The following is a 25,130-nucleotide window of genomic DNA, read 5'->3' on the forward strand; positions in this document are numbered from 1 at the left end:
CTTGTCGACCCCACCGGTTGGCCGCGCCCATTAACCTGAAATTTGCAAAAACAAGGAGCAAACACTTAATTTATATAGAGAAATACAATGATGAAAACCATACATACACACAAGCCCCTGCGTCGTAGCAAGCCCATCAACCTGCCTGTGCAAGAGCAGGATTCCGATGCGTTTCTGATCCAGTTCAGCACCCGCTTCAGCGGCGGTTTCGCCATCTCCTGTGATGGTATCGCTGGCGAGTTCTCCATCGAAGACCTCAACTGATCCTGCCTGCCAACCGGCAGCGCCCGATGCAGACAGGCCGCAACTCACGGCGGCCTCTTTGCGGCCTTGGTCACCACCCAAGTGACCCCCATCAAGGCAACATCAGCTGATACCAGCGCAAGGTTGCCACTGACCTGACTTGACCTCCCCTGCCCCGCACGCATCAGCAGATAAAGCCCACAATCTGCAACATGTCCAGTAGCTCCATTCAAGTTGCATTGGCAAGATAAGCCTCTGTTTTATCTCGCACTGATCACCCCGAAACGATAACCGGCCATAAAGCCATGATGCCTGTAGCACTCAAGGTGTCGCAGGGCAATGGCAAGCGCCAGACCCGAACCATCAAGACTCTGGATTCGGATTACTTTACGAAAGAGTGACCATGCCCGAGCGCAGCAACTTCTATGTCCTGAAGGCCCATGACCCATTCTGCCAAGACTGGCGCAAGGGGCTGAACGGACATTCTTCGCCGATCCCGCAGGTTTGATCAGCGAAGCGTAATCATCAGATGTTCGCGACCCCTTGCCAACCTTGGACACAGGTTCGCAGCTGGCGGCGTTCGCCACTTTTCCCTCTCCCCCGGAAGTAGTCAGTGCTATTTCCCTCTGTTAATCTGCCCACGGCAACGACCGATGCAGGTTGTTGAATCTCTGACCATTCCCCTGGAGCCCCCATGTCACTGACCAAGCGTAAAACCTCGGCCAAGCGCAAAGCGGTCGAGCCGCGCCACGATAATCCTGCCCTTGCCTCTTTTCATCGTCAGTGGCAAGACATCGAGAAGCTGCAGGCCAAACTGGCCAAACAGGAGCAGGAGGGGGCAGGCATCTATCAGCGCTTTGTCAGCGACATTGAACCCCTCGAACGTCAGCAGTGTGCGTTGATTTTTCAGCTTTGCCAGCGGCTGGCCGGATTTACCGCCCGTAAGAGTTTTACCCAGTGGCAACGCGAGATGCTCCATGACTGGCTCAATGAGTTGATGGAATATCTTGAATCCAACCCGTTTCGGGGAGAGCTGGATCTGGAGTCACTCTATATGGCGGTGCAATCGGGCAGTGTCACCCAGCTTGATGAAGCGCAGCTCGAGGCGAGCTGCGACTTTATCACTCACATGCTGCAAGAGGCGTTCGGTGACAGCCCCGATGATATCGAGGTGCTGCGCGAGATGGTCAGACACCCCGAGAAGCTGCGCGACTATATGAAAGCGCAAGCGGAAATGAGAAGGGCTGGTGACGCCGGTGCAGCAGAGTGGGATGACGAAGAGCCGGACTTTGCCGAGGAAGCGTTTGCCAGTGATGAGCCATTCGAACGCTGGCAGACCCGCCATGACCACGTCCATCCGGACGAGGTCGCCAGGGTTGAGCAGCTGCTCGACAGCTCGACCCTCAAACAGCTCTATCGCAAGCTGGCGATGGCGCTGCACCCCGACCGGGAGCAGGACCCGGCACAGCGGGATGCGAAGACTCGCATCATGGGGGAGCTCAGCCTCGCTTGGGAACAACGGGATCTGTTTACCCTGCTGCAACTGGCCCATAGCCATCTGCCCGAGGCAGAAAACCTGCTGAGCGAGGAGAACCTCGCGGCCATCAACCCCGCGCTCAAGCTGAAGATATGTGAGCTGAAGGTCCGTTACTACGGGGGTACCGAGGGGTTGCAGGGGGCTGTCTTGCATAAGTTCAAACAGAGTTCGAAGAAGAAGACCGATCTCGCGTTCGAGGATCACCAGCACTATCTGCAGCGCGACATCAAGCAGCTGCATACACAGTTGGCGACCATCACCACCCTGCAGACCCTCAAGCCATATCTGGCAAAGCGCTGGGATGAACGCGAGTATGCTGCCTGGGATGAGGCAGCAGGATTTGACGAGATCTTCTTTCGCTAAGCTCGCCCATCACCCGATGCGCGATATCGCATCCTCTCACTGCCATCACGCCACAGAAGGAGAGTGCCTTGGCCCGCCATGCCACCCATTTCGATGAACTGATCGATATTGCCGAACTGAAAGCGTTAAGTGGTGAGGCCAGCTTTGCCAAGGGGCTGCAACTGGCCAGCCAGGGGCGGGTTCAACAAACCAGCGACTCCCCAAACCATCACGATACGCTGGTGCAATTTTATCTTGAGCTGGGAAGGGTGCAGGATGCCTGTGATTGGGTGGCAAACCACAGGATCACCTCCCCCTCTTGCTGACGCTGGCCGGGCAGATCTTGCCAAGCAATCCTGTGCTGGGGATGGACACTACTTCCGGACGGCAGGCTGCTATGTGGATGAGGGCCATAACGACGGCTATCAGGCGGATTGCCAATGGGATAATCATGCTGATTCCTCATATTATTCAGTCTGTTGCTGCATCAGCCCATGGCTTGCAGAGAGACGATGATGGAGCACGGATTATCAGCGCCAATGCCTGCCAGCAACCACCATAAAAGGCTGTCAAGCCTGTTCCAGCAGCAGACACTCGTCAGCATCCTCACTCAGCTTGACCAGACGACTGCGCACCAGCCCCAGCTTGGCCAGCAGTGCCACCGATCGCTCGTTGCCCGGCGTGACGATGGCGACCACTTGCCCAATCCCCAACCGGTTTTTGCCATCGGCAAGGGCGGCCTGCGCCGCTTCTATGCCGTAACCCTGACCTCGATATTGCGGCAGGAAGGCATAACCGATATCGACCTGCTCCAGGGTATCGCGCTTGATCAAACCGCAGATACCGAGGCTGGCACCATCCTCCTTGCGCACCACCAGATAGAGCCCGTGACCATAACGGGCATAGCTGACGGCAGGCCCCTGCTGGATGTAGTTTTCGGCGTCGAGCAGGGTGCGTATCCCCCGGTCCCCTATATAGCGATGAAAGTCGGGATCGTTAAGCAATGCGAGAATGAAGGGGGCATCGGCTAGGGTCAGTTCGCGCAGCAGCAGGCGCTCGGAGAGGATCATGGCAAGGACTCTTTCAGCAAAAAAGGCCCTCAAGACTGCCCCTGCTCCGCCTCGTTGGCAAGGTAAACCCCATGAAAAAGGGCCGCAGTGCGACCCCGATAGCAAGATGAGCGGACTCAGGCCGCCAGCAGGCCCGCATAACCATTGCCCTGCTCGCGCAAGGCCATGAACACGGCGGCACAATCCGGCCAGGCCAGACCGAGTCGCTCGGCCACCTGAGTGGGCCACTCGGGGGGCGCCTCCTCCCCCACATCCGATTGCGCCGCCAACACTATGCCCAGGTGGATAAGCGCAGCCTCGGCAGAGAACTCTTTGGCCAGCAAGGGGTTGTAGTGATACTCCACCGCGTGGCAGATGCTGAGGGGAAATTGCCAGCGCCTGGCCATCTCGGCCCCGGTCTGGGCATAGTTGAAGCCGACCACCAGCTCCTCGGCCTTGGCGCGCCCCTTGCTCGGCTCCAGATCCTTGATGTGGTTTACCATGTTTTCCGGCAATCCTACATGCATGATGAGTCGCCCCATGTCATAGAGCAGGGCGCAGGTGAACACCTCCTCCCCCTTCATACCCTTGAGCTTGGCGAGCCGTCTGGCCAGCTCCGCCACGTCGAACACCTTGCCCCAGAAGTGTTTGAGGTCGATGCCGGGCACCGCATTGATGGAGCCTGTCAGGCCGCACGCCAGCACCATGTTGCGCACCACATCGACCCCGAGTCGCACGACCGCTTCGTTGACGGTGCCGACCTGGCGACTGCCGCCAAACTTGGCGGAATTGGCCAGCCGCAGCAACTTGGCAGAAATGACGGGATCCTTGTTGATCTTCTTGGCGATCAATAGGATATCCGGGTCTTTCTCACTGAAGGTCTGCACCAGATCGCGCATGACTTCGGGCACATTGGGCAGATTTTGGGGCTTGGATAATAGCGAGTCTATGGTGGGCATCTTGATATCCGTCCATACAATTTTATGATGGTTTTCGTTTGCCGACAGCAAACCCTCAGTAAGTATGGGTAACAAAAAGCAGCCTCACGAAAATGTTTTTATCGACATATTTCAATGTGTTAATAGCATTGTGGCTATACTGGCCCCCTTTAATGGCATGACGAGGAAGTTGAGCATGAGCGAACCCACCGAGTTCTTTGACGAACAGACCCTGCTGGAAATGGTCGACAACCAGCTGATCGATGGCCACCCGTTGCAGGTCAAGGCAACCCTGATGCGACTGGTGATGAAGGGCACCCCACGGGAAGAGGCGCTGCAATACATCGCCTGTGCCCTCGGCGCCGAGCTGATGGCGATGGAAGCCGAACAGGGTGCCTTCAATCTTGAGCGTTACGCTCAGTTTCTGGACTCCCTGCCCGAGATGCCCTGGGCCGAATAAGTACCTCAGCCCGACGAATCGCACCGGCTACATAGGCCTCTCCTTCTATCAGGAGATGCGCGGCAAGCCTGGAGCAGACGGCAAACCCGCCAGCGGCAATACCTTGGTCGCCCGCCAGGCGCCCGAAAAAAGGGCCGGATCCTGACAGGATCCGGCCCTTTTGCCACCCAACAGACGGCGTTCAGAACTGGGAGTTGACTATTACCTCTTCCCCCAACGCGCCCGCCAGCGGCAGCGGCCGATAGGTAGAGTTGGCTGCCCGCAGCAGGCGAATGCCACGCACACCCACGGCCTGCGCCGCCTTGATATCCCCATCCGCATCGCCGTAGAAGATCTTCATCTGCTTATCCTTGAGCCACTGCACCTTGGTGTTCTGACCCGGTTCATCACCGGCGAAGATCACCGGATTGAGCCGCTCGGTCGGGATCCCCATGGTCTGCTGCAGCGTCTGGCTCACCGTCTCGGTCCTGGTGGCCGATCGACCGGTGACGAAATAGATGTGATCGCCGCGTTTGAGATGCATGGCGATCAGCGCCTTGCCCACCTCTTTGGGCACACTGAACGCATCCCAGCCGTTGTTCATCTTCTCCCAAAAGGCGGGATTCTTCAGATAGCTCTCGTCGTTGGGCGAGAACTCCTGCTTGCCGCGATAGAAGCCCGGGCTGGAGAAGAGCAGGGTATCGTCGATATCGAAGCCCACCGCCATCGGCGGCAGGCCATCCAGACTGGCGGCAATCTGCTCCACCGACACCCAGTGAATAGGGGCCTGCTGGGCCAGGGTGACTGTGGTGACACCGGCAGCAACAGGCTGAACGATCGCAGCGTCACCAGCCAGGGCAGGCAGAGAGAGCGCAGCCGCCAACAAGGAGGCAAGCAGCGCCGGTCGAGAGAAGTGTGTCATAAGAAGGAGTCATCATCTGCAATCAAAAGAGGGGTCAATGGTGCCCCCATCCAATCCCTCAAACTGTGAATGCTCCAGCAAAAGGGAGCATTTGACGCCAGAACATTAATCTTCGATGGGTAGCAGATCGGTAAAGACAAAACCGTCTCGCTGCACGGTTTCCCCTACCCGGATCCCGAGCGGACGGGAGAACATGGGGCCATCCCAGGCCAAGGTATGAAACTCGCCATTCTCACCGCAGGGGTCCACCCCGGTGGGCAGGACGGCCAGCAAGGCGGGATCAAACGCGTGGCCGCCCAGGCTGGCATCCAGTTTTTTCGGGTCCAGGGAGCTTATCCTGGCCTTCAGGCCAGCCGCCATCATCTGCTGCGCCAGCTCGCCCGTGTCGCTGCCCCACAGTGGAAACAGCGGCTCAATGCCCGTTCCCACCAGCTGTTTCTCCCGATAAGCGCGCACATCCTCGAGGAAGAGGTCGCCAAACGCCATGTGGCGGATCCCCTGCACCACCACGCCCGCGATGAACTCGGTCATGATACGGGCGTAGTCCTCATTGGTGCAGGGCCAGGGCAAATCTATGGTGGTCAGCGGCAAGCCAACGCACTCGGCCTGCTGCATCAACAACTGCTTGCGCACTCCGTGCATGGCCACCCGCTCGAAAGCCTGATTGAGCGTGGTAAACAAACCCACCACCTCGATGGTCGGATCCTGCCGCAATGTGTGCAGCGCCCAGGCGCTGTCCTTACCACTGCTCCAGGAGAGCAGCACCTTGGTTTTCGTCATGATTTATCCCGTTGTCTTGTGCCCGGAAACTGGCTGAGTCCCCGGGTATAATCGTTGTTACTCACCCCGGGAGCAGGATCCCGGGTGTGGGCCCGGTTCCCCTGCCTCGCGGCACCAAAAAGCTGCAAGACAGTGTTGCGAATTACGCGATTTACACACCAGAGGCGGGCAGCATACTCTCGATAACCTGTATATGCCCCTTGCCCGGGGCGACAATAACTAAAAAAACCGATGGGAAACATACGGATATGACGACAACCGCACAACAACACGATCACGCCCGCCCCCTCAATCGACAGGATTACAAGACCCTGAGTCTGGCCGCCCTCGGCGGTGCGCTGGAGTTTTACGACTTCATCATCTTCGTCTTCTTCGCCGTGGTGATTGGCGAGCTGTTCTTCCCGGCCGACATTCCCGAGTGGCTGCGCCAGTTCCAGACGTTCGGCATCTTCGCCGCTGGCTATCTGGCGCGTCCCCTTGGCGGCATCATCATGGCCCACTTCGGCGATCTCATCGGCCGCAAGCGCATGTTTACCCTCAGCATATTGCTGATGGCACTGCCTACCCTGCTGATCGGCCTGCTTCCCACCTACGCCGTGTTGGGTATAGGTGCACCGCTGGCCCTGCTGGGTCTGCGTATCCTGCAGGGAGCCGCCATCGGTGGTGAAGTGCCGGGTGCCTGGGTGTTCGTGGCAGAGCACGTGCCCGCCCGCCGTGTCGGGCTCGCCTGTGGCACCCTGACCGCCGGGCTGACGGCCGGCATACTGCTGGGTTCCCTCATCGCCACCGCAGTCAACAAGAGCCTGACCCCGGCCGAGGTGAGTGACTGGGGCTGGCGTGTTCCCTTCCTGCTCGGTGGCATCTTCGGCATCGTCGCCATGTACCTGCGCCGCTGGCTACACGAGACACCTGTTTTCGCCGAGATGCAGGCCAACAAGGCCCTGGCAGAAGAGCTGCCGCTCAAGACTGTGCTGCGCAACCACAAGGGCAGCGTAGTGATCTCCATGCTGCTGACCTGGTTGCTCTCCGCCGGCATTGTCGTGGTGATCCTGATGACCCCCACCTACCTGCAGAAAGTACATGGCATCAGCCCCGCCGATGCGCTGACAGCCAACTCCCTGGCCATCCTGGCCCTGACCCTGGGCTGCATCCTCTATGGCCGGCTGATCGATGCCATCGGCAGTGGTCCCACCTTCATGCTGGGCTCCCTGTTGCTGGCAGGCGCCAGCTACGCCTTCTACCATGGCCTGGCAGCGGGCACAGATCTGCTGGTGCCGCTCTACATGCTGGCGGGCTTCGCGGTCGGGATCGTTGGCGCCGTGCCCTACGTCATGGTCAACGCCTTCCCGGCTGTGGTGCGCTTCTCCGGATTATCGTTCTCCTACAACGTGGCCTACGCTATCTTCGGTGGCCTCACCCCCATGCTGGTCACCCTGTGGATGAAGAACGACATGCTGGCCCCCTCCCACTATGTGGTGAGCCTGTCGGCACTGGGCTTTGCCATTGGCCTGCTACTCTGGCTTCAACAGCGGCAAAAGGCGCCACAAGCGGCCTGAACCACCCAAGAGCCCCGCAGACCTTAGGGGCTTTTTAATTCGGCATATGTTCAGCTTGGCCGACATAAGCTAGCCTCCCTACCAGGTCTGGTGACTGACCAGCCCGGGACTATCCCTTTCAATTGCTGTTATTCGAGGCTAAAGATGTTCTTTCAAGTCGTATTTCTCGCCTTGCTTGCCCTGCTGCCCATGGTCAATCCGCCTACCACGGCCACCCTGCTGCTGGGGCTGAGCAAGGGCATGTCCCGTGAGCACGTGCGCCGCCAGATCAATCTGGCCGCCATCTATCTGTTCTGCACCCTCTGCGTCAGCTTCTTCATCGGCTCCTCCATCCTGGATCTGTTCGGGATCTCCATTCCCGGCCTGCGCCTGGCAGGGGGGCTCATCATCGCCTTCATCGGCTTTCGCATGCTGTTTCCGGCCCCGAATCAGGAGGCAGAGGTCGATATCAACCAGAACATCGCCTTCGTACCGCTGACCATGCCCAGCATGTGCGGGCCGGGTACCATGGCGCTGGTGATCAGCGGCGCCGCCCAGATCGCCGAGCTGCCCGACGAGTACAACCGTTTCACCATCTATGCCGCCACAGTGACCGCCTTCGCCCTGATGAGCATATTCAGCTGGGGCGTGCTCAAGCTGGCGGATCCTGTCTGCAAGATCCTCGGCGCCACCGGCATAGACGCCATGACCCGGCTCATGGGCTTCCTGCTGGTGTGCATGGGTATGCAGTTCTGCATCAACGGCATCAAAGAGGTGGCGCAGGATCCCGTGTTCCACGGCGCCCCTGCGGCACAAACGACACAGGCATTACCACATGTGTCCGGTGCATTTGAACTATTGGAGGATACCCGTCGGCCTTGACTGACAACGGTGTCATAACCTCCAACAATCGTCACTGATCTTGCGCCTGATCATGCTACTGACACACAAATGAGTTAGTGTGATTTTTGTACAGACTCAATTCAGAGTGTGCTTGATAGGTTTGTGGGTGAAGACACCCACTCACTAGCAGGAGATGTGCAAATGGAAAAAATGCTGACCGAGATTGGAAGCTACAGCCTGTTTCATGAATATCTGAATGTGGTCGGTGCAGCCAGCCCCGTCCTGGCCAGGATAAAAACACGGTGGGAGTACAAGCAGAGCGATCGTCTGATTGCCCAGATCAGGGTCGATCCACAAGGCAATGCGCGATTTTACATAGACGCCAGAGCCATATCGGTCAATTGACCCCGTCCCCCTATCCAGCAGCCCCGGCCATGTGCCGGGGCTTTTTGTTGGTTGCCGTCTGCCTGAATGACAAAACCCCGGCAAGAGCCGGGGTGTGATGTGGCAGATGCCGCGTCGGGTTACGCGCGCCGCGGTTGACCCAACCTAGGAGGTGCCACCCACGGTGAGCTGGTCCAGTTTGAGGGTGGGTTGGCCGACCCCGACAGGAATACTCTGCCCCTCCTTGCCGCAGACGCCGACACCGCGATCCAGTGCAAGGTCGCTACCCACCATGGAGACCTGGCTCATCGCCTCGGGGCCATTGCCGATCAGCGTCGCCCCCTTGATGGGAGTGGTGATCTTGCCATCCTCGATGAGGTAGGCCTCGGAGGCGGAGAAGACGAACTTGCCGGAGGTGATGTCCACCTGGCCGCCGCCGAAGTTGGGGGCATAGATGCCCTTCTTCACCGAGGCGATGATCTCGGCCGGATCATACTGACCCGCCAGCATGTAAGTATTGGTCATGCGCGGCATCGGCAGGGCAGCGTAGGATTCGCGGCGGCCATTGCCGGTGAGCGGCACGCCCATCAGGCGGGCATTCTGCTTGTCTTGCAGATAGCCCTTGAGGATGCCGTTCTCGATCAGCACGTTGTAGCCGCCCGGCGTCCCTTCGTCATCTATGCTGACGGAGCCCCGCCGCCCCGGCAGGGTGCCGTCGTCGACGATGGTGCAGTGTTTGGAGGCAACCTGCTCGCCGATGCGGCCAGCGAAAGCGGAAGAGCCCTTGCGGTTGAAATCCCCCTCCAGACCATGGCCCACCGCCTCGTGCAGCAGCACGCCGGGCCAGCCGGCACCGAGCACCACCGGCATGGTACCGGCCGGTGCATCGATGGCTTCGAGGTTCACCAGCGCCTGACGCACCGCCTCGCGCACATAACCAAAGGCCCGGCTCTCCAGCCCGTCCAGCTCCAGGAAATAATCATAGCCACAGCGACCACCGCCGCCGGCACTGCCACGCTCGCGGCGATCCCCCTTCTCGGCGATGACGGTCACCGACAAGCGAACCAGCGGGCGCACATCGGCGGCGAGCGTGCCATCGGTGGCAGCCACCAGTATCTCTTCGTAGACACCGCTGATGGAGGCCATCACCTGATTGATGGCAGGATCCAGGCTGCGGGCAAACTTGTCCATCTGCTCCAGCAGGGCGATCTTCTGGTGCTTGTCGAGGGTCTGCAGCGGATCCATGGCCGGATAGAGCAGGTTGGCCTCTGTGCGGGCCCAGGCCTTCACCTTGCCGTGGGCACCGGCAGCGGCGATGCCACGGGCGGCGGTCACCGACTGTTGCAGTGCCAGCAGGCTCAGCTCGTCCGAGTAGGCGAAGCCGGTCTTCTCGCCACTGACGGCGCGCACCCCGACCCCCTGATCGATGTTGTAGCTGCCATCCTTGACGATGCCATCTTCCAGCATCCAGGACTCGTGCCAGCTGCGCTGGAAATAGAGGTCACCGAACTCCACCTGATGGCTCATCAGACTGCCGAGCAACTGCTGCAGGCGACCTTCGTCGAGATCGTGCGGGGCCAACAGGGAGGCACTAACCTGGCTCAATAGACTCAATCTTCTTCTCCACTCTCGTAACGAGATGTTTTAAATCGTCTTGCCGACGGGTTGGCAACAAGCCACACCATCACAACAAACGGGCATGGGCCAGCACTGGCATGGTGCGATGCAATTCGTCGATAAGCCCGGGCTCCAGCTTCGCCAGCACGGTACCGCGCCCGGACTCTTTGCAGGCCAGCACCCGTCCCCAGGGGTCGATCACCATGCTGTGGCCCCAGGTCTGGCGCCCCGTCTCGTGGGTACCACCCTGATTGGCGGCCACCACATAGCACTGGTTTTCAATGGCGCGGGCCCGCAGCAACGGTTCCCAGTGCGCCTCGCCGGTCACGGCAGTAAAGGCGGCAGGCACCAGCAGCACGCGGGCTCCAGCCCGGGTCAGCTGGCGGTAGAGCTCGGGAAAGCGCAGATCATAACAGATAGAGAGGCCGAGGGGACCAAAGGGGGAGTCCACCAGCACGCACTCCTGACCTGGACTGAACGTCTCCGACTCCCGGTAGCGGCCCTGATTGTCGGCCACATCCACATCGAACAGGTGGATCTTGTGGTAGTGCCCCTTGAGATCCCCACTCGGGTCGAACACCAGCGAGCTGGTGTGAATATGCGCTGCACCTGCGATGGTAGTCGGCATAGCACCGGCCACCAGCCAGATGCCATAGTCGCGGGCCCACTCGGCCAGCTGCTGCTGGATGGGGCCAACACCGATCGCCTCGGCACCATCCAGATAGCCCTGCCGCTCGCCAAACAGGGCGAAGTTCTCCGGTAGCAGCACCAGCAGTGGCCGCTCGATTGGCAGCGCCGCCAGCTCGGCGGTAATCTGCTCCCGGTTATCCTGCCAGCTGCGGCCTGATACCAGCTGTATTGCGGCTAACCACATGACGCTCTCCTTGTCCGCGTTAAGCGCGATCCACAATATCCGGGTCTTTATCCATCTCGGCCAACAGCTTACGCAGATGATGCCTGACCAACCCGCGCTGGCCACGCTCGGCCCATTTGAGGCAATCGAACAGCTCCCACACCAAGCCATCCCCTTCGGCCATATAGGCGGGAAAGTCCCAATGGCTTGGCGCCGGGCCGTCTACCTCCAGCGCACGAATGCAGGAGGTTTTATCGAACAGCGGCAGATATGGGCGAGCCAGAGGGAATTCTGCGTTCACATCGATCAGATGGATCTCGATGCTGGTGAAATCATAAAAGATATAACGCCAGTAGTAGCCCTCATTGCCATGCGCCCCCTGCCAACAGTGAAACACCTCTCTGCCCGCCAGAAACCGATCAATGCAGGGCTGCCCATCACGATGAAAACCAGGTTCCACCATAAACAGCACATCCACATCAGAAACCCGATCGGCCTTGCCCTTGGCCAAAGAGCCGATCACTACCGCAGCCAGCACCTCGACTCTAGGTTCAAAACACGCCACTACCGCCTGCACCAATGTCCGCTGCAACGGCGGTATGGCAAGCAAGTCCATCTGGTCATCACTTCTTGTCATGGCTCACTCCTTGTGATGGCAGACCAGCCTCAGCGCTGGGTGGGCCCCGCCTGTTTTGGGGTCAGCAGTAAGGGGGTGACTTCCTGCGTCGGCAGAGTGGGGGTCACCGAATCGACCGCCTCTTTCTGCTGCTGGTTGAGCTTGATGCGAGCCCTGTCCCGCCCCGCTTCGATCAACTTGGGAGCATCCAGCGGACCCGAGACCCGAAAATCGATGCGGGTCACCACGTCCACTACGGGCTCCAGCAGCTTGGAGAGGGCCAGCACATAGAGGCCGGTGATCGGGGTCAGGGAGAAAGCCGCCAGGACCGGCAGGGTGCCGCCCAGGTTGGGGGAGAAGCTCAGCTCGTAGTCGAGCCGCCAGCGCACCAGATCGGCGATCCCCTCACCGCGCAGGTTGCCCGCCGCCCCCTTCATGTAGAAGTCATCATTGCTGACCTGCCCCTGCTTGATGGTGGCGGAGGCAGACATGGATTCGAAGTAGAAGCCCTTGTCGAATACATCGCGAAAATCGAGCCGCAGCTTGCGCAGCAGGGAATCGAGACTGAGCAGGGAGAGCAGCCGCGCCCCTTTGTCGTTGACCTCGCGCAGAGTCCCCCCCTCCAGCTGATAGTTGGCACTGCCAGCCAGGGTCGACACATCCAGCCGATAGGGCACATCGTTCCAGTTCAGATCCAGCGCCATCTTGCCGGGTGCATCGCCGATGGGCGAGGTATAGCCGAGCCGCTTGAGCAGCAGCTCGCTGTTGTTGCTGTGTATGTTGGCTCGGGCATGGGTTTGCATCCGGCCTGGCTGGGCCAGCCAGTCCACTGTGCCGGTCAGCTGGCTACCCGCCAGTCGCATGTCCAGCCCCTTGAGGGTCAGCTTGTTGGCGCCAGGCACCAGCTCTCCCTTTACCTCACCCAGCGGCAGAGCGCCGAAGCGGCAATCCACACAGCTGAAGGTGAGCCAGGGAATGGCGTCCATGATGGCCCTGTCCTGTCTGGCATCGGGCTTGGGGCTCAAATCCGAACTATTGCCGGACCAATAGATGCGGGCAAATTTCGCCTCTATGGGCTGACGCCCGGTCACCGGCAGGTGCACCACCCCCATCACGTCCGGGCTGTCGATCATCACCTCGGTGGCCTGCTTGACCGGCCCCACGGTGAAGTGCACCGCCTTGAGGGTGGCGCTGCCGATGTCGGCGCGGACCAGCTGACCATCCACCCACCACTCCCGGGGCAAGAAGGCGGGGCCGACCACGGCATTGCCGCCCGGCGCCGTGCTCGCTGGCAACCACTGCTTGAGTCGGACCAGCCAGCCGGCCACGTCCGCATGCTGCTGGTTGATGACCAGCAGCATGGGCTTGTCACGCAGCACCCGGGCCCCGGGCTGACCCACGTCCACCCGTACCCGGCTGAGGTAAGGTGCGCCATCGCCATAAACCAACCGGCTCTGCATATCTACATCCGCCCCCAGCACGGCGCGAATGTCGGCGCTGCCGTCGCGGCCACGGGCGGTCACCTTGAGCGGCAAGCGGCTGTTGGCAGCCTTGGTCAGCGGTGAGGGCAGATCCAGCCCCATGCCCTGCAGGTTGGAATCCAGCGCCAACTGGAAGCTGAACGGCTTGTCGTTGGGCAGGGTCAGCCCCAGGGTGCCGGCCCAGTTGCTGCGCCCCTTGAGGATATCGAGAGCGGGGATCTTGCGCTGATCGCGGCGGCTGTCCCACTGCCCCTTGAACTTGAGATCGACCTGATAACGGTTCGGCAGCTGCTGGCCCTGATAGTCCAGGGTCAGCGGCTGGTTCCACAGGCTGGCCTTGAGATTACTGAAACGGGTCTGTTCGTTGTCATATTCGAGGCGGCCCTGCACTTTCTCCAGCGGCAGATCCAGGCTGGCGACCCGCACCTTGTTGTTGCTGAACAGGGCGTCACCGTTCGCCTTGACCTCGCTCTCGCCATTGAGGGGGATATCCAGCTTGACCGAGCCCTTGAGCGGGCCCCGGATCTCGATCTCCCGCAGTGCCTGACCGACAGAATCCCCCAGCGGAGAGTCCTGCAGGTAGTCGCTGATGGCCTTGCCCTCCCCCTGTACCTTGGCATCCACATAGAGGTGGGCGCCCGGGTAGAGATCCGGGATCCAGGCATGCACCGAGTCGGATCTTGCTTTGCCAAGGTGGGTGGAACGGCTGTGCATATCGAGGCTGGCATTCTGGAACAGCAGATCGATCTGCAGCTCGGTGAGCGGTTGCCAACCGGGGAAAAACCGGAAGGTGGCCTGTTCCAGCGGCACCGCCACCTGGAAGATCCCCTCACCTTTGCTGAAGGGGAAATCCTTGAACTCGCCGTACCAGAGCAGATCCGCGCCCTTGGCCTGACCGCCCTTGATGGCACCGCTCAGGTAGTCCACCAGGCCCTTGCCCATCACCTGCAAGGGGTAGTAGCGATCAGCATTGCCCGCATTCTTGACGTTGATACGACCGGTCAGGGCGAGGAAGGTGCGCTCAAAGAGATCCATTCTGAAACGACTGGCGAGGGTCAAATCCGGGTTGTCCAGCGCCACGTCCTGACCATAGAGCACCCAGCCCCTGGGATCCTGCCACCAGTCGAGCCGCGCCGAGAAGCTGTCGACCGGGATCGGCTCCTTGAAGTGGCGAGCCGGATCCACCTTGTCCTTGTCCAGTGCCAACCGGGCGCTGCCGCCGATCGGGGTCAGCCAGAACTCACCGTTGAGATCCTCCACGCCGGGCACATCCTGCCAGGCTGTGACCTTGATGTGGGAGAGCTGGCCGCTGAGAGAGAGCCCGCGCCAGTCGGCGTCAGCCTGCAGGATAAGGTCCTGGACCTTGCCGGTCGGACGGGTGTGCTTGAGGGTCTCGGTCAGCTCTGGGTAGAGGCCGGAAACCAGCTGGCTCAGATTGGCGACCTGATCCAGATCGATGGCGGGCAAATACCCCTGAATGCGGGAGCCAATCCGCTCGAGCTGCAACCGGCTCTGCAGCCAGCGCTTGCCATCGAGTTTGAAGGTCACGTCATGGCTGGCGAGCTGCCACTCTTCGCCATCCCGGTGCAGCTGGATCTTGCCCCCCTGCAGGCCAAGACGGTGCATGGCACCCTGTTTCTCATCCTTCCAGATCAGGTAGTTGTTGCCAAACGCCAGCACGGATTCCCCCAGCTGGCCGCTGGCAAACGTGCTCCAGAGCTGAAAATCGAGCTGGCCGGCCACCCGTGGATCGCCAGCGTGGATCCGTGCCAGCATGGGGCTGATATCGAGCTGGCTGGCTTCCAGATAGAGCTGGCCCTTGAGACGCTCGAACCGCGCTTCAGGCGCATCCACATCCAGAATGAGATCTATGGTGCTCTCGCCCACCCCGTTGATGAGATAGGCCTTGCCGACCCCCTGATGGCGCTTGCCGCGGTTCTGCCAGCGCAGCTGGGCGATGTCGAGGGCCCGCACCTCCCCCAGCGCCGTGGTCAGGCTGAGGCGGGTGTCATGAATGTCGAAAGTGGAGAGCTGGGTCAGCAGGAAGCGCAGCAATGCTTGCTGCTGATCGCGGCCGTTACGGGGCTCGGGGTCGGCTGGCTGGGCCAGATCCAGGGCTATGTCACCATCGCTCAAGATGAGCTGCCCAAACACGGGTTTGAGCTCGTTGAGGGAGCGCCAGAAGTCGAGGTGCGCCCACACCTTGCCAAGACGCACAGCGAAACGGCCGGAATCGGGCGCTATCACCAGCTGTTGCAGTTCGAGGGCTGGGCCGCGTTGGGTCCAGTCCAGGCCGATGCGATCAACGCTGGCTTCCAGCTTGCTGTCGGCCAGCAGGGTGTCGAGCAGTGCCTGTCTATGCTGGTTGAGTAAGGGACCACCAACGCGCACCAGACTGACCAGGATGGCCAGCAGCACGAAGAAGACCCCGAGGGCTAACCAGCCCCGACTCAGCCAGCGATAGACCAATTACATCATCACCACATCGAATTGTTCCTGACCGCAGAGCGGTTCACTCACCACCCGGACCTGCTTGCCGATAAACACCTCCAGCTCGGCGAGGCTGTGGGACTCTTCGCCCCGCAGGTAGTCTGCCACGGCCGGCGCAGCGTAGACGGTGAACTGATCCGCATCGTAGGCGCGATTGACCCGGATGAGCTCCCGCAGTATCTCGAAGCAGACCGACTCCACCGTCTTGACCCGACCGCGCCCCTTGCACTCGGGGCATTCGGAGCAGAGCACGTGCTCCAGGCTCTCGCGGGTACGCTTGCGGGTCATCTCCACCAGACCGAGCTGGGAGAAGCCATTGACGTTGGTCTTGGCCCTGTCTTTGGAGAGCGCCTGCTCCAGGCTGTGCAGCACCCGCCGGCGGTGATCCTCGGACTGCATGTCGATGAAGTCGATGATGATGATGCCACCGAGGTTGCGCAGGCGCAGCTGGCGGGCGATGGCCGCGGTCGCCTCGACGTTGGTATTGAAGATGGTCTCTTCCAGATTGCGATGGCCAACGAAGGCACCCGTGTTGATGTCCACCGTGGTCATGGCTTCGGTCTGGTCGATGATGAGGTAGCCACCGGATTTCAGCTCTACCTTGCGATCCAGCGCACGCTGGATCTCGTTCTCTACGTCGTAGAGATCGAAGATGGGTGACTCGCCGGAGTAGTACTCCAGCTTGCCGGCCAGTTCGGGCACGTACTCCTCGGTGAAGCGCTTGAGCTGATCGAAGCTCTGGCGTGAGTCGACCCGGATCTTGTCGAGCTCGGCGCCGACGAAATCGCGCACCACCCGAAATGCCAGGCTGGGATCTTCGTAGAGGATCTTGCAGGGCGGGTATTTGTGCTTGCGCTCCAGGATCTTGCGCCACAATCGCTTGAGGAAGGCGGCGTCCTGCTCCAGCTCCTGCTCCCCCACCCCTTCGGCGGCGGTGCGAATGATGTAGCCACCGAGATCATCCACATAGCTGGCCACGGTACGCTTGAGGCGCTCGCGCTCCGCTTCGGATTCGATGCGCTGGGACACCCCCACATGCGCACTCCCCGGCATAAACACCAGATAGCGGGACGGCAAGGTGATGTCGGTGGTGAGACGGGCGCCCTTGGTACCCAGTGGATCTTTCACCACCTGCACCATGATGTCCTGCCCCTGGCGTACCAGCTCGGCGATGTTGCCAACCTGGAACTGCTCCTTCTCCTTCACCGCCACGCACTCGGTGTGCGGCACTATGTCGGAAGCGTGCAGGAAGGCCGCCTTGTCCATGCCGATATCGACGAACGCCGCCTGCATGCCGGGCAGCACTCGGCTGATTTTGCCTTTGTAGATGTTGCCCACTATGCCGCGCTTGGCCTGACGCTCTACGTGCACTTCCTGCAGCAGACCGTTTTCGACCAGGGCAACCCGGGTTTCGGAGGGGGTGACGTTCACCAGCAGTTCTACCGACATAAGTTACCTTGCCTTTCTAGTTTTAAATTCTGGCAGCCAAACCGGCACGTGCCCGGTGAGTAACGCAGTAAGAAACAGCCGGCGAGTTTCACCGACCCCTGCCTTGCCTGTGATGGCTTCAAATTCTGACCGCCATGTTCCGACCCTGTGCCTGCCCGCTGAACGGGCCTTGCAGAACACGGCTGGCGGATAGATTACCGAGACTGTTCCAGATGATGCTTGATCAGCAGATCTGTTTCCAGCAGGGGCAGACCGACCACGGCGCTGTAGCTCCCCTCTATACGGCTGACAAACTTGCCTGCAATCCCTTGAATCGCATAGGCACCGGCCTTGTCACAGGGCTCACCCGTGCGCCAGTAGGCCTCGATCTCGGCCTCATCCAGCTTGCGGAATGCCACATTGGTGGTGACCAGGCGCACATCGCAGCGCTCCGGGGTCGCCAGCGCCACCGCCGTCATCACCTGATGCACCTTGCCGGAGAGCGCCTCCAGCATGTCTTTGGCATCGAGCAGGTCGGACGGCTTCTCGAGCACCCTGTCACCCAGCACGACTATGGTGTCGGCGCCCAGCACCGGCAGAGCCGCAGGGGCGGCGGCCACGCCGGCCATCGCTTTGTCACGGGCGAGGCGGCAGACGTAATCCTGTGCCTTTTCACCCTCTTCCCGCCGCTCCGGCACATCCAGTTTTAGCACCTCGAAGCGGTACCCCAGCTGGGCAAGCAGTTCATGGCGGCGGGGCGAGCCCGAGGCGAGATAGAGTTGCAGTTCGTTGTGCTTGTTCATATTCACTTAATGAGAGGAGGTAAGGTTACAATGCGTTGTTTTTGCACATATTCACTTGATATTGAAGCGACGGCGCACCTTGCGCAAGACCAGAAACACCCAGGGCCATATTAGCATCGTGCTCAGGGTCGACCAAAAGTAGGCAAGATTGAGGCTGGCACGGCTGAACAGGTGTTCGGCCCAGAAGATGGTCACCTTGCCCACCAGCGAGAGGCAGCCGATGATCAGCGCCTGTTGCCAGAGGGAGAAGTTGCGGATCTTCTGAAACTGGAAGGCCGCCAGATAGGTGGTGATGGCCATGGCCATGGCCCGCACGCCGAGGGTGCTGCCCAGCAGCACATCCAGCAGCAGGCCCGCCACCCAGGCAGAGCCGACGTTGGTCCGATGCGGCAGCGCCAGCGCCCAGTAGATGAGCACCATGGCGAGCCAATCCGGACGGAAGGGTTCAAATTGAAAGGGAAGCGGCAGGATCGACAGGCACAGAGCCAGCAGAATCGAGATCCAGATCCAGATCCTGCCGCTGGCGGGTTGCAACATCAGTGTGTCGCTCCCGCAGTCGAGCTCGGCGCGACCGATGCAGCAGCCGGGGCCGGCGGCGCCTCTTCATCATCATGCACGTCCGGATTCTTGTCGGTCCACAGCAGCAGCAGGTAACGCAATCTGTCCAATGCCACCAGCGGCTTGGCCTCGACCTGGGCGAAGGGCTTGCCCTCCACATAGTCGGAGCGGGTCACGGTCGCCACCGGATAACCTTCCGGGAAGCGGCCGCCAAGGCCGGAGGTGACCAGCAGGTCGCCCACTTGCACGTCCGTGTTGCGCGGCAAGTTACGCAGCTCCAGCTTGTCCAGCTCGCCACTGCCGGAGGCAATGGCACGCAGGTCGTTGCGCAGCACCCGTACCGGGATACCGTGACTGGAGTCGGTAATGAGCAGGACGCGGCTGGTGGTGGAACCCACGTGCAGCACCTGACCTATCACCCCCTGATCGTTGATCACCGGCTGACCATTGTAGACACCATCCAGCGCCCCCTTGTTGATCAGCACCTGATGGCTAAAGGGGTCGGAATCCACCGACAGCAGCTCGGCCACCATCTTGCGGGACTCCTTGTGTACCGGGGAACCAAGCAGCTCACGCAGACGCTGGTTCTCGTGCTCCAGATGATCCATCTTGAGCAGGCGCGAACGCAGGGTGAACAGCTGTTGTTCCTGCTGCTTGGTTTGTTCGATAAGACCGGCCCGGGTCTGCACCTGGGTAGACATGGTATCGAGCATGATGCCTGGCGCATTGGCCATGTATTGCAGCGGGCTGACGAGCGAACTGAGGTAGACGCGGACATGGGTAAACACACCGAAGCGAGAGTCCGCTACGATGGCAGCAATGGAGATGATGACGGCGAGAAACAACCGTAACTGAAGCGAAGGGCCTCTACCAAAAATGGGTTTCATGAGTCGTCAAAAAAGAGCCGGCGCGCTGGCCGGCTTTGGGTCTTATTCGTAGTGGAACAGGTCGCCACCGTGCATATCGATCAGCTCCAGCGCCTTGCCGCCGCCACGGGCCACACAGGTGAGGGGATCTTCGGCAACCACTACCGGTATGCCGGTCTCTTCCATCAGCAGACGGTCGATATCCTTCAGCAGTGCACCACCACCGGTCAGCACCATGCCGCGCTCGGAGATGTCGGACGCCAATTCTGGCGGAGACTGTTCCAGCGCCACCATCACGGCGGAGACGATACCGGACAGCGGCTCTTGCAGCGCTTCCAGGATCTCGTTGGAGTTGAGGGTAAAGCTGCGCGGCACACCTTCGGCCAGGTTGCGACCACGCACTTCGATCTCGCGTACCTCTTCGCCCGGATAGGCGGAGCCGATTTCGTGCTTGATGCGCTCGGCGGTGGCTTCCCCGATCAGGCTGCCATAGTTGCGACGCACGTAGCTGATGATGGCTTCGTCAAACTTGTCGCCACCGATCCGCACGGACTGGGAGTAAACCACGCCGTTCAGGGAGATGATGGCCACTTCGGTCGTACCACCACCGATATCAACCACCATGGAACCGGTCGCTTCGGAGACCGGCAAGCCGGCACCGATGGCGGCAGCCATGGGTTCGTCGATCAGGTAAACCTCACGGGCGCCTGCGCCCAGTGCGGATTCCTTGATGGCACGGCGCTCTACCTGGGTAGAGCCACACGGCACACACACCAGCACACGGGGGCTCGGGCGGAAATAATTGTTGTCGTGAACCTGCTTGATGAAGTGCTGCAGCATCTTCTCGGTCACGTAGAAGTCGGCAATGACGCCGTCTTTCATCGGACGGATGGCGGAGATGTTGCCAGGGGTACGACCCAGCATCTGCTTGGCGGCATGACCGACGGCAGCGACCGATTTGGCGTTCCCGCGCTCTTGGCGAATGGCGACAACTGAGGGTTCGTTAAGGACGATCCCTTGATCTTTTACGTAGATCAGGGTGTTGGCAGTTCCCAAGTCGATCGACAGATCGTTGGAAAAGACGCCTCTGAGCTTTTTGAACATGGCTACGGGAAATCCTAAGAATTTGGAGGTGCAGAAAACCGGCTAACTTTACCAATGCCCACCCCAATGGGCAAGCGCTCAAACTGTCGCCAACCCATCAGGCGCGACAAAAATGCGAGTCATCACTCACTCGCACAGGCAGACAAACGCTAATAAACAAGAAGATAGGGGGGAAGATCACGAAGATCCGCCGCCCCGCCTCCATTACGGCATTACTTCGCGCCGATAAATAATTCTGTCATTACCCCGGCTGGAGCCGAAAATGGCCTCCCCTTGCAGGGTAATTGGATCTGACAACCAGCGCGGCTGTGATGGCTGTTTTGACAAATCGACCTTGTAGGGGATGCGTACCGAGATCTCCGGCTTGGCAAACTGGAACATGATCTCGCCATCTTTGGCTCTAACCGACATCACTCCCGGGGGCGGATCCCCCAGCCCCAACCTGATCTTGCGACTGGCGCCCAGATTCAAATCGCGACTGGTCGCATCAAACGTCTGACTCGGATTGAGGAAAGTGAACCCCTGATTGGCCAAAGAGAGCTCCGTACATTGATCCAGCTTGTTCAACTGCCAGTTGCCCGCTTCGTAATATTGCATCTGCAATGGCACGGCCAACGGCGCAGAGGCCAGGCCCGCTGCCGTACCGGCCAGCAGGCGGCCGAAATAGACTTGCATGGGCACACTGTCGATCAGACGAGCATTGCAGCCACTGCCGCTGCAATTGCCGACCACGGCATCGTTGAAGTTGGGGCTGGCAATCAATGTTTTGTCGCCATCGTTGTCTTTCATATACAGACCAAACAGCAAAGATTTGTATGGGCCGTCCTGTTGAGTGTCGGAGAGACGCACAAACTCGCTATTACCAGTAAACTGCGCCCGCCCATTGACCCAAGGCAGCGTCGACAAGCTGCGCAACCGGGCCGACAGGGAGTTACCATCCTTGTTGTTGGCAACCGAGAGATAGGCATCCCCCTTGGCAAAGGGCCCAGTATAGTTCCGGGTCTGACCACCAGTCGTGTTCCGAGCCAGCACATCCAGCGTGACCCCAAACGGCTGCCCCATATAAGAGAACGCATTGCAGGCCGGCACTATGTCGCCACTGACCAGATTGAAGTCGGCAGGAATAAAACGGCCCACCGGCACGCTGCTGGCGGAAGGGATGGTGTAGCCGAAATAGCCCGTAGATACAGTGCTTCCCTCTGGCGGCGTTGCCACCGGTGGCGTCGCAGTCATCCGGAAGACCCCCACCTCGCTCACCGTCTGGCTAACACTATTGAGGCCGTTGCTCGCGGCAACATGGTTATAGGTGGCAGTTCCCACAGCTGCATTGGTGCCGGGGGTTGGCGCCACCAGCGAACTGCCCAAGGCAATATTGGGCTGGGCAAAGTTGGGCGTGGTCTGATTCCCGACGCAGATATCGCTATCATTGGCAGATTCCCAGGCCATCGCCTTGAGGTCTATCTGGAATGTCTCTCCCGCTTTTTTGAATACCGGGCAACTGCTATTACCTGCCGCGCAGACACCTTGCGGGGGCGTAATACACAAGCCGACAGGACGTGCCACAAACTGATCCGCGCCGAGCATTACCAGACCCGCCTCACTGCCGGTGCCATCATAACGAGCATCCAGTTGCACCTGACCAGCATCCGGGTAATGAACCGTGATGGTCGACTGTCCCTGGGCATCAAATGGGAGGGAAACAGGTATCGCAGTTCCCAGACTCGTGCCCAGCACGTTATTGTTGAGACTCATCTTGCTGTTGTAAGGGTTACTATTCGGAGAGATATAGCTGCTCCAGAATTTGACGCTCTTGGTCTGGCTGGCAAATCCCGGCACACACTGCTTGGTCACATCGCTCTTTTTGACCGCCTTGATGGTGACCGTCTGCGGCTGGTTGGAGTAGGTATCCGGCACATCGAAAAAGAAGCCGCTGTCGGCAAAATTAAGGGCACAGGCTGCCGCACTGGGAGCGGCGGCACCGGCCTTGCACAAGGTGGTACTGAATGGCTTGGTGGTAGGGGTCGAGCCGGACACCCCGATAGTGACCGCCGTGGCCGTGTTGTTGCGCAGCTGAACGGTAGTGGAACCGCCCCTGAAGGTCACCGTATTACCGTTAATCCAACCATTGCTGGCAGAAGTAGGCGTAAGACTCAGGGTCGCGGTCACAAGGTCTGTGATCAGGGTGGTGCAAGCGGCATTGGCGCACGCCTTGACCGTCACTGTCTCGGGATTACACGTCAGTGCCTGACCGGAGTGATCGAGCTGGAAGTGATCGATCTGCACCCCGACCGGATTGGATTGCAGGGCACAGATCTGCACGTTGTCGATTTCGTGGAAATTGGTCACCGAGCCGGTGGAACCGGTCAGGGAGAGCAGGAAATTGGCTGGCACCGCAGCCTGGCCGGCCTGACTCGCCATGTTGATGGGACCAACTAAGGTGCTGTAACCCGAGCCGGTATCCCGCTCAACTTTCGCCAGCGAGCTGCCTGCCGTCCGGGAGTCGACAGTAATTCGATAACGGTGGGGGCGATTGCTATTCGTACCACTGTCAACGGCCGGGTTCAGGTTGCTTGTAGTGCCAGCCAGATAACGGTAGCCCGAGGTGCCCGAGCCTGAGCCACGAATGGAAACTGCCTGAGGGCGGGATCCCAGATTGTAAGATCCCCCTTCATTGGCATAGTTGCCGTACTCGTCGATCCCCACCCCGAGCCAACCGCCCGCAAAGCCACTGATCCCGGTTTTGAAGCCATATCCCAGCGGACCACCAAATGCTCCAGGCTGGGGGGTCAGGGTTGAATCGGAAAGCACCACCGCCATCCCATCTGCACCGCTCGAACCAGATGTCTTGTAGGCGAACTGATCGAACTCGACCGTCACCAGGTTGCTGGCTCCTGGGAACAGCCGTTGAAAGGTTGCCGACGTAGCCTGATTGGTCGTGTTTTGGGTCAGCCGTAAACGACCATTCTGCACAGATGGCAACGTACTGCTGTTGCGCTGGGCTACCACCCAGCTGTCCGGGTTGATCTGGGCGCTGTCAAAGCCGTCGACAAAACAGGTCAGCATGGGGGTCAACACAGTTTCGTTGATGCTCGACTGGGAATCCATAATCAAATAGCGTGCCGTGACACGACCATAGACAGCCGCATAGTTATTCATGGTCAATTTGTTGTCGCTATAGAGGTACCCATAGAATGTGGTGGCATTATCGAGCACCATGTTGCCGTAATTAACCCAGATAAGACTCCCTTGGTTATTGCTGTTGATGTTGACCGTATTGAACAGGGTGACGTCCTGATTGACAAAAATCCGGGTGATGCCGCTACCAGAGAGGCGAATGGTCACGTTGTCGATATTCAACTTGTCGATAAAATAGTCACCGTCCCCCAGTATCAGGGTCGCCCTGTTACGCAGAGTCAGGGTCTTGATCTGATACTCGCTACGACTAGGGAACGTCATAGTGCAGTTGTCCGCTGTCATGGTGCGATAAGAAGCGTTGGAGGCAGTTTGAGAGCCTGATGAGCAGGTCAGGTCATTGCTGGCACCTATGGTCGGGAACTTGTTGTTCCCCGTTGCCATCGGGAGGCCGCGAATATCGCTACCAGTAATGGCACAGACCTTGTAACCGCCAGCACCATCATCGCAACGGGGCGTATTGTTCTGATCAGGCTGGATGGAACAGAAGTTGAGTGGCAGACCACCGGTACCGTTGATCTTGGGATTGTTGAGCTGGGTGAGCTGATAGCCGCTGATCTGGTTGCAGGTGTCGTTGTTGTCACCATGATGACCCTGTACCACGGCAGGGAAGAAGGTGCCGGTGTCGATGGGATCGAAGGCCCACGCCTGACTACCAAGAAGGGCCAGGCACCATAGCCATTTCATCATGAACCTCCATCATAGGCTTCAACGGTCAGAGTGCGACTCACGGCAAAATCTGGATTGGCACTGTCAATATTGGACGCGCCACAGGTGCCTACACTCTCGAGTCGATAGCCAGTGCTCACAAGCCCGTTATCAGTCACAGGCAAGGCAACACAACGCACCACGGCCTGGCAGTCGACCAGCCCCGGATTGCCGGCAAAGCTCACAGTGCTGGTAGCAAGACAGACCCCAGCCGGTAGCGGGTCAGCGAGAGTCCTATTGGGGAAGAGCCGATAGAGCGCCACTTCCAGCCCGCTCTGGGCAGCCAGCAAAGCGCGCACACTGCGCACCTCCACCGTATTCTTTTCACTACTGTCGGTCAGAAAGCGACCCATGGCAGCAGCCAGCAGCGCCATCACCACAATCACAAACAGGGCGATCATC

General features: G+C 59.8%; 22 protein-coding genes. 7 read left to right on the plus strand and 15 right to left on the minus strand.

The features are described from left to right. Positions 1-87: 87 nt before the first annotated feature. From BN1129_RS23535 to BN1129_RS16380, 3 genes are all read left to right on the plus strand, one after another. Positions 88-264 (plus strand): hypothetical protein, encoded by a 177-nt coding sequence (locus tag BN1129_RS23535; RefSeq protein WP_021139540.1) that lies wholly within the window; start codon positions 88-90, stop codon positions 262-264. A 673-nt stretch (positions 265-937) separates the two neighbouring features. Further along, complete coding sequence (locus BN1129_RS16375) at positions 938-2,143, plus strand: J domain-containing protein (RefSeq protein ID WP_042037931.1); 1,206 nt, start codon at positions 938-940, stop codon at positions 2,141-2,143. A gap of 68 nt (positions 2,144-2,211) precedes the next feature. After that, positions 2,212-2,448 carry a hypothetical protein gene (locus BN1129_RS16380; RefSeq protein WP_042037933.1) on the plus strand — a complete coding sequence of 79 codons (237 nt, stop codon included), beginning with the start codon at positions 2,212-2,214 and terminating at the stop codon, positions 2,446-2,448. A 243-nt stretch (positions 2,449-2,691) separates the two neighbouring features. On the opposite strand, the gene BN1129_RS16390 is transcribed toward BN1129_RS16380, so the two are convergent. Further along, positions 2,692-3,192 (minus strand): GNAT family N-acetyltransferase, encoded by a 501-nt coding sequence (locus BN1129_RS16390; protein ID WP_042037936.1) that lies wholly within the window; start codon positions 3,190-3,192, stop codon positions 2,692-2,694. Positions 3,193-3,308: 116 nt separating this feature from the next. Beyond that, positions 3,309-4,130, minus strand: coding sequence for an HDOD domain-containing protein (locus BN1129_RS16395; RefSeq protein ID WP_042037937.1), 822 nt, complete (start codon positions 4,128-4,130; stop codon positions 3,309-3,311). Positions 4,131-4,305: 175 nt separating this feature from the next. Here BN1129_RS16395 and BN1129_RS16400 point away from each other — a divergent pair, with 175 nt between their 5' ends. Further along, complete coding sequence (locus tag BN1129_RS16400) at positions 4,306-4,569, plus strand: hypothetical protein (protein WP_042037939.1); 264 nt, start codon at positions 4,306-4,308, stop codon at positions 4,567-4,569. Positions 4,570-4,750: 181 nt separating this feature from the next. Here the strand turns inward: BN1129_RS16400 and aphA are convergent, their stop codons facing one another. Together aphA and BN1129_RS16410 are read right to left on the minus strand one after the other, a co-directional pair. After that, entirely contained in the window at positions 4,751-5,470 is a 720-nt protein-coding gene (gene aphA, locus BN1129_RS16405; RefSeq protein ID WP_042037940.1) for an acid phosphatase AphA, read from the minus strand. A gap of 105 nt (positions 5,471-5,575) precedes the next feature. Continuing rightward, positions 5,576-6,250, minus strand: coding sequence for a Dph6-related ATP pyrophosphatase (locus BN1129_RS16410; RefSeq protein WP_042037941.1), 675 nt, complete (start codon positions 6,248-6,250; stop codon positions 5,576-5,578). A gap of 248 nt (positions 6,251-6,498) precedes the next feature. On the opposite strand from BN1129_RS16410, the gene BN1129_RS16415 reads away from it, so the two are divergent. The 3 genes from BN1129_RS16415 (at position 6,499) to BN1129_RS16425 (ending at position 9,033) form a co-directional block, all read left to right on the plus strand. Continuing rightward, positions 6,499-7,806 (plus strand): MFS transporter, encoded by a 1,308-nt coding sequence (locus BN1129_RS16415; protein ID WP_042037942.1) that lies wholly within the window; start codon positions 6,499-6,501, stop codon positions 7,804-7,806. Between the two features lie 144 nt (positions 7,807-7,950). After that, positions 7,951-8,667, plus strand: a complete 717-nt coding sequence (locus BN1129_RS16420) for a MarC family NAAT transporter (RefSeq protein WP_042037945.1) — start codon at positions 7,951-7,953, stop codon at positions 8,665-8,667. Positions 8,668-8,829: 162 nt separating this feature from the next. Beyond that, on the plus strand, positions 8,830-9,033 hold the full coding sequence (locus BN1129_RS16425) for a hypothetical protein (RefSeq protein ID WP_042037946.1): 204 nt from the start codon (positions 8,830-8,832) through the stop codon (positions 9,031-9,033). A 144-nt stretch (positions 9,034-9,177) separates the two neighbouring features. On the opposite strand, the gene tldD is transcribed toward BN1129_RS16425, so the two are convergent. From tldD to BN1129_RS16480, 11 genes are all read right to left on the minus strand, one after another. After that, on the minus strand, positions 9,178-10,626 hold the full coding sequence (gene tldD / locus BN1129_RS16430; RefSeq protein WP_042037948.1) for a metalloprotease TldD: 1,449 nt from the start codon (positions 10,624-10,626) through the stop codon (positions 9,178-9,180). A gap of 70 nt (positions 10,627-10,696) precedes the next feature. Next, positions 10,697-11,503, minus strand: coding sequence for a carbon-nitrogen hydrolase family protein (locus BN1129_RS16435; RefSeq protein ID WP_042037951.1), 807 nt, complete (start codon positions 11,501-11,503; stop codon positions 10,697-10,699). A 19-nt stretch (positions 11,504-11,522) separates the two neighbouring features. Then, complete coding sequence (locus BN1129_RS16440; RefSeq protein WP_244463071.1) at positions 11,523-12,119, minus strand: nucleotidyltransferase domain-containing protein; 597 nt, start codon at positions 12,117-12,119, stop codon at positions 11,523-11,525. 29 nt (positions 12,120-12,148) lie between these two features. After that, positions 12,149-16,048: a YhdP family protein gene (locus BN1129_RS16445; protein WP_042037953.1), complete on the minus strand. Its 3,900-nt coding sequence runs from the start codon at positions 16,046-16,048 to the stop codon at positions 12,149-12,151. After that, positions 16,049-17,518, minus strand: a complete 1,470-nt coding sequence (gene rng, locus BN1129_RS16450) for a ribonuclease G (RefSeq protein ID WP_042037955.1) — start codon at positions 17,516-17,518, stop codon at positions 16,049-16,051. Between the two features lie 194 nt (positions 17,519-17,712). Further along, positions 17,713-18,300, minus strand: coding sequence for a Maf family protein (locus tag BN1129_RS16455; RefSeq protein ID WP_042037957.1), 588 nt, complete (start codon positions 18,298-18,300; stop codon positions 17,713-17,715). A gap of 51 nt (positions 18,301-18,351) precedes the next feature. After that, positions 18,352-18,837 (minus strand): rod shape-determining protein MreD, encoded by a 486-nt coding sequence (gene mreD / locus BN1129_RS16460; protein WP_042037959.1) that lies wholly within the window; start codon positions 18,835-18,837, stop codon positions 18,352-18,354. After that, positions 18,837-19,745, minus strand: a complete 909-nt coding sequence (mreC, locus tag BN1129_RS16465; RefSeq protein WP_042037962.1) for a rod shape-determining protein MreC — start codon at positions 19,743-19,745, stop codon at positions 18,837-18,839. Before mreC ends, mreD begins: the two co-directional genes overlap by 1 nt. A 42-nt stretch (positions 19,746-19,787) precedes the next feature. Next, positions 19,788-20,828 (minus strand): rod shape-determining protein, encoded by a 1,041-nt coding sequence (locus BN1129_RS16470; RefSeq protein ID WP_005308111.1) that lies wholly within the window; start codon positions 20,826-20,828, stop codon positions 19,788-19,790. 204 nt (positions 20,829-21,032) lie between these two features. Beyond that, complete coding sequence (locus BN1129_RS16475; protein WP_042037963.1) at positions 21,033-24,710, minus strand: DUF6701 domain-containing protein; 3,678 nt, start codon at positions 24,708-24,710, stop codon at positions 21,033-21,035. Continuing rightward, complete coding sequence (locus BN1129_RS16480; protein WP_157013445.1) at positions 24,707-25,129, minus strand: MSHA biogenesis protein MshP; 423 nt, start codon at positions 25,127-25,129, stop codon at positions 24,707-24,709. Before BN1129_RS16480 ends, BN1129_RS16475 begins: the two co-directional genes overlap by 4 nt. Between the last annotated feature and the right edge of the window lies 1 nt (position 25,130).

This window comes from Aeromonas popoffii, from assembly GCF_000820025.1.
Lineage (GTDB): Bacteria > Pseudomonadota > Gammaproteobacteria > Enterobacterales > Aeromonadaceae > Aeromonas > Aeromonas popoffii.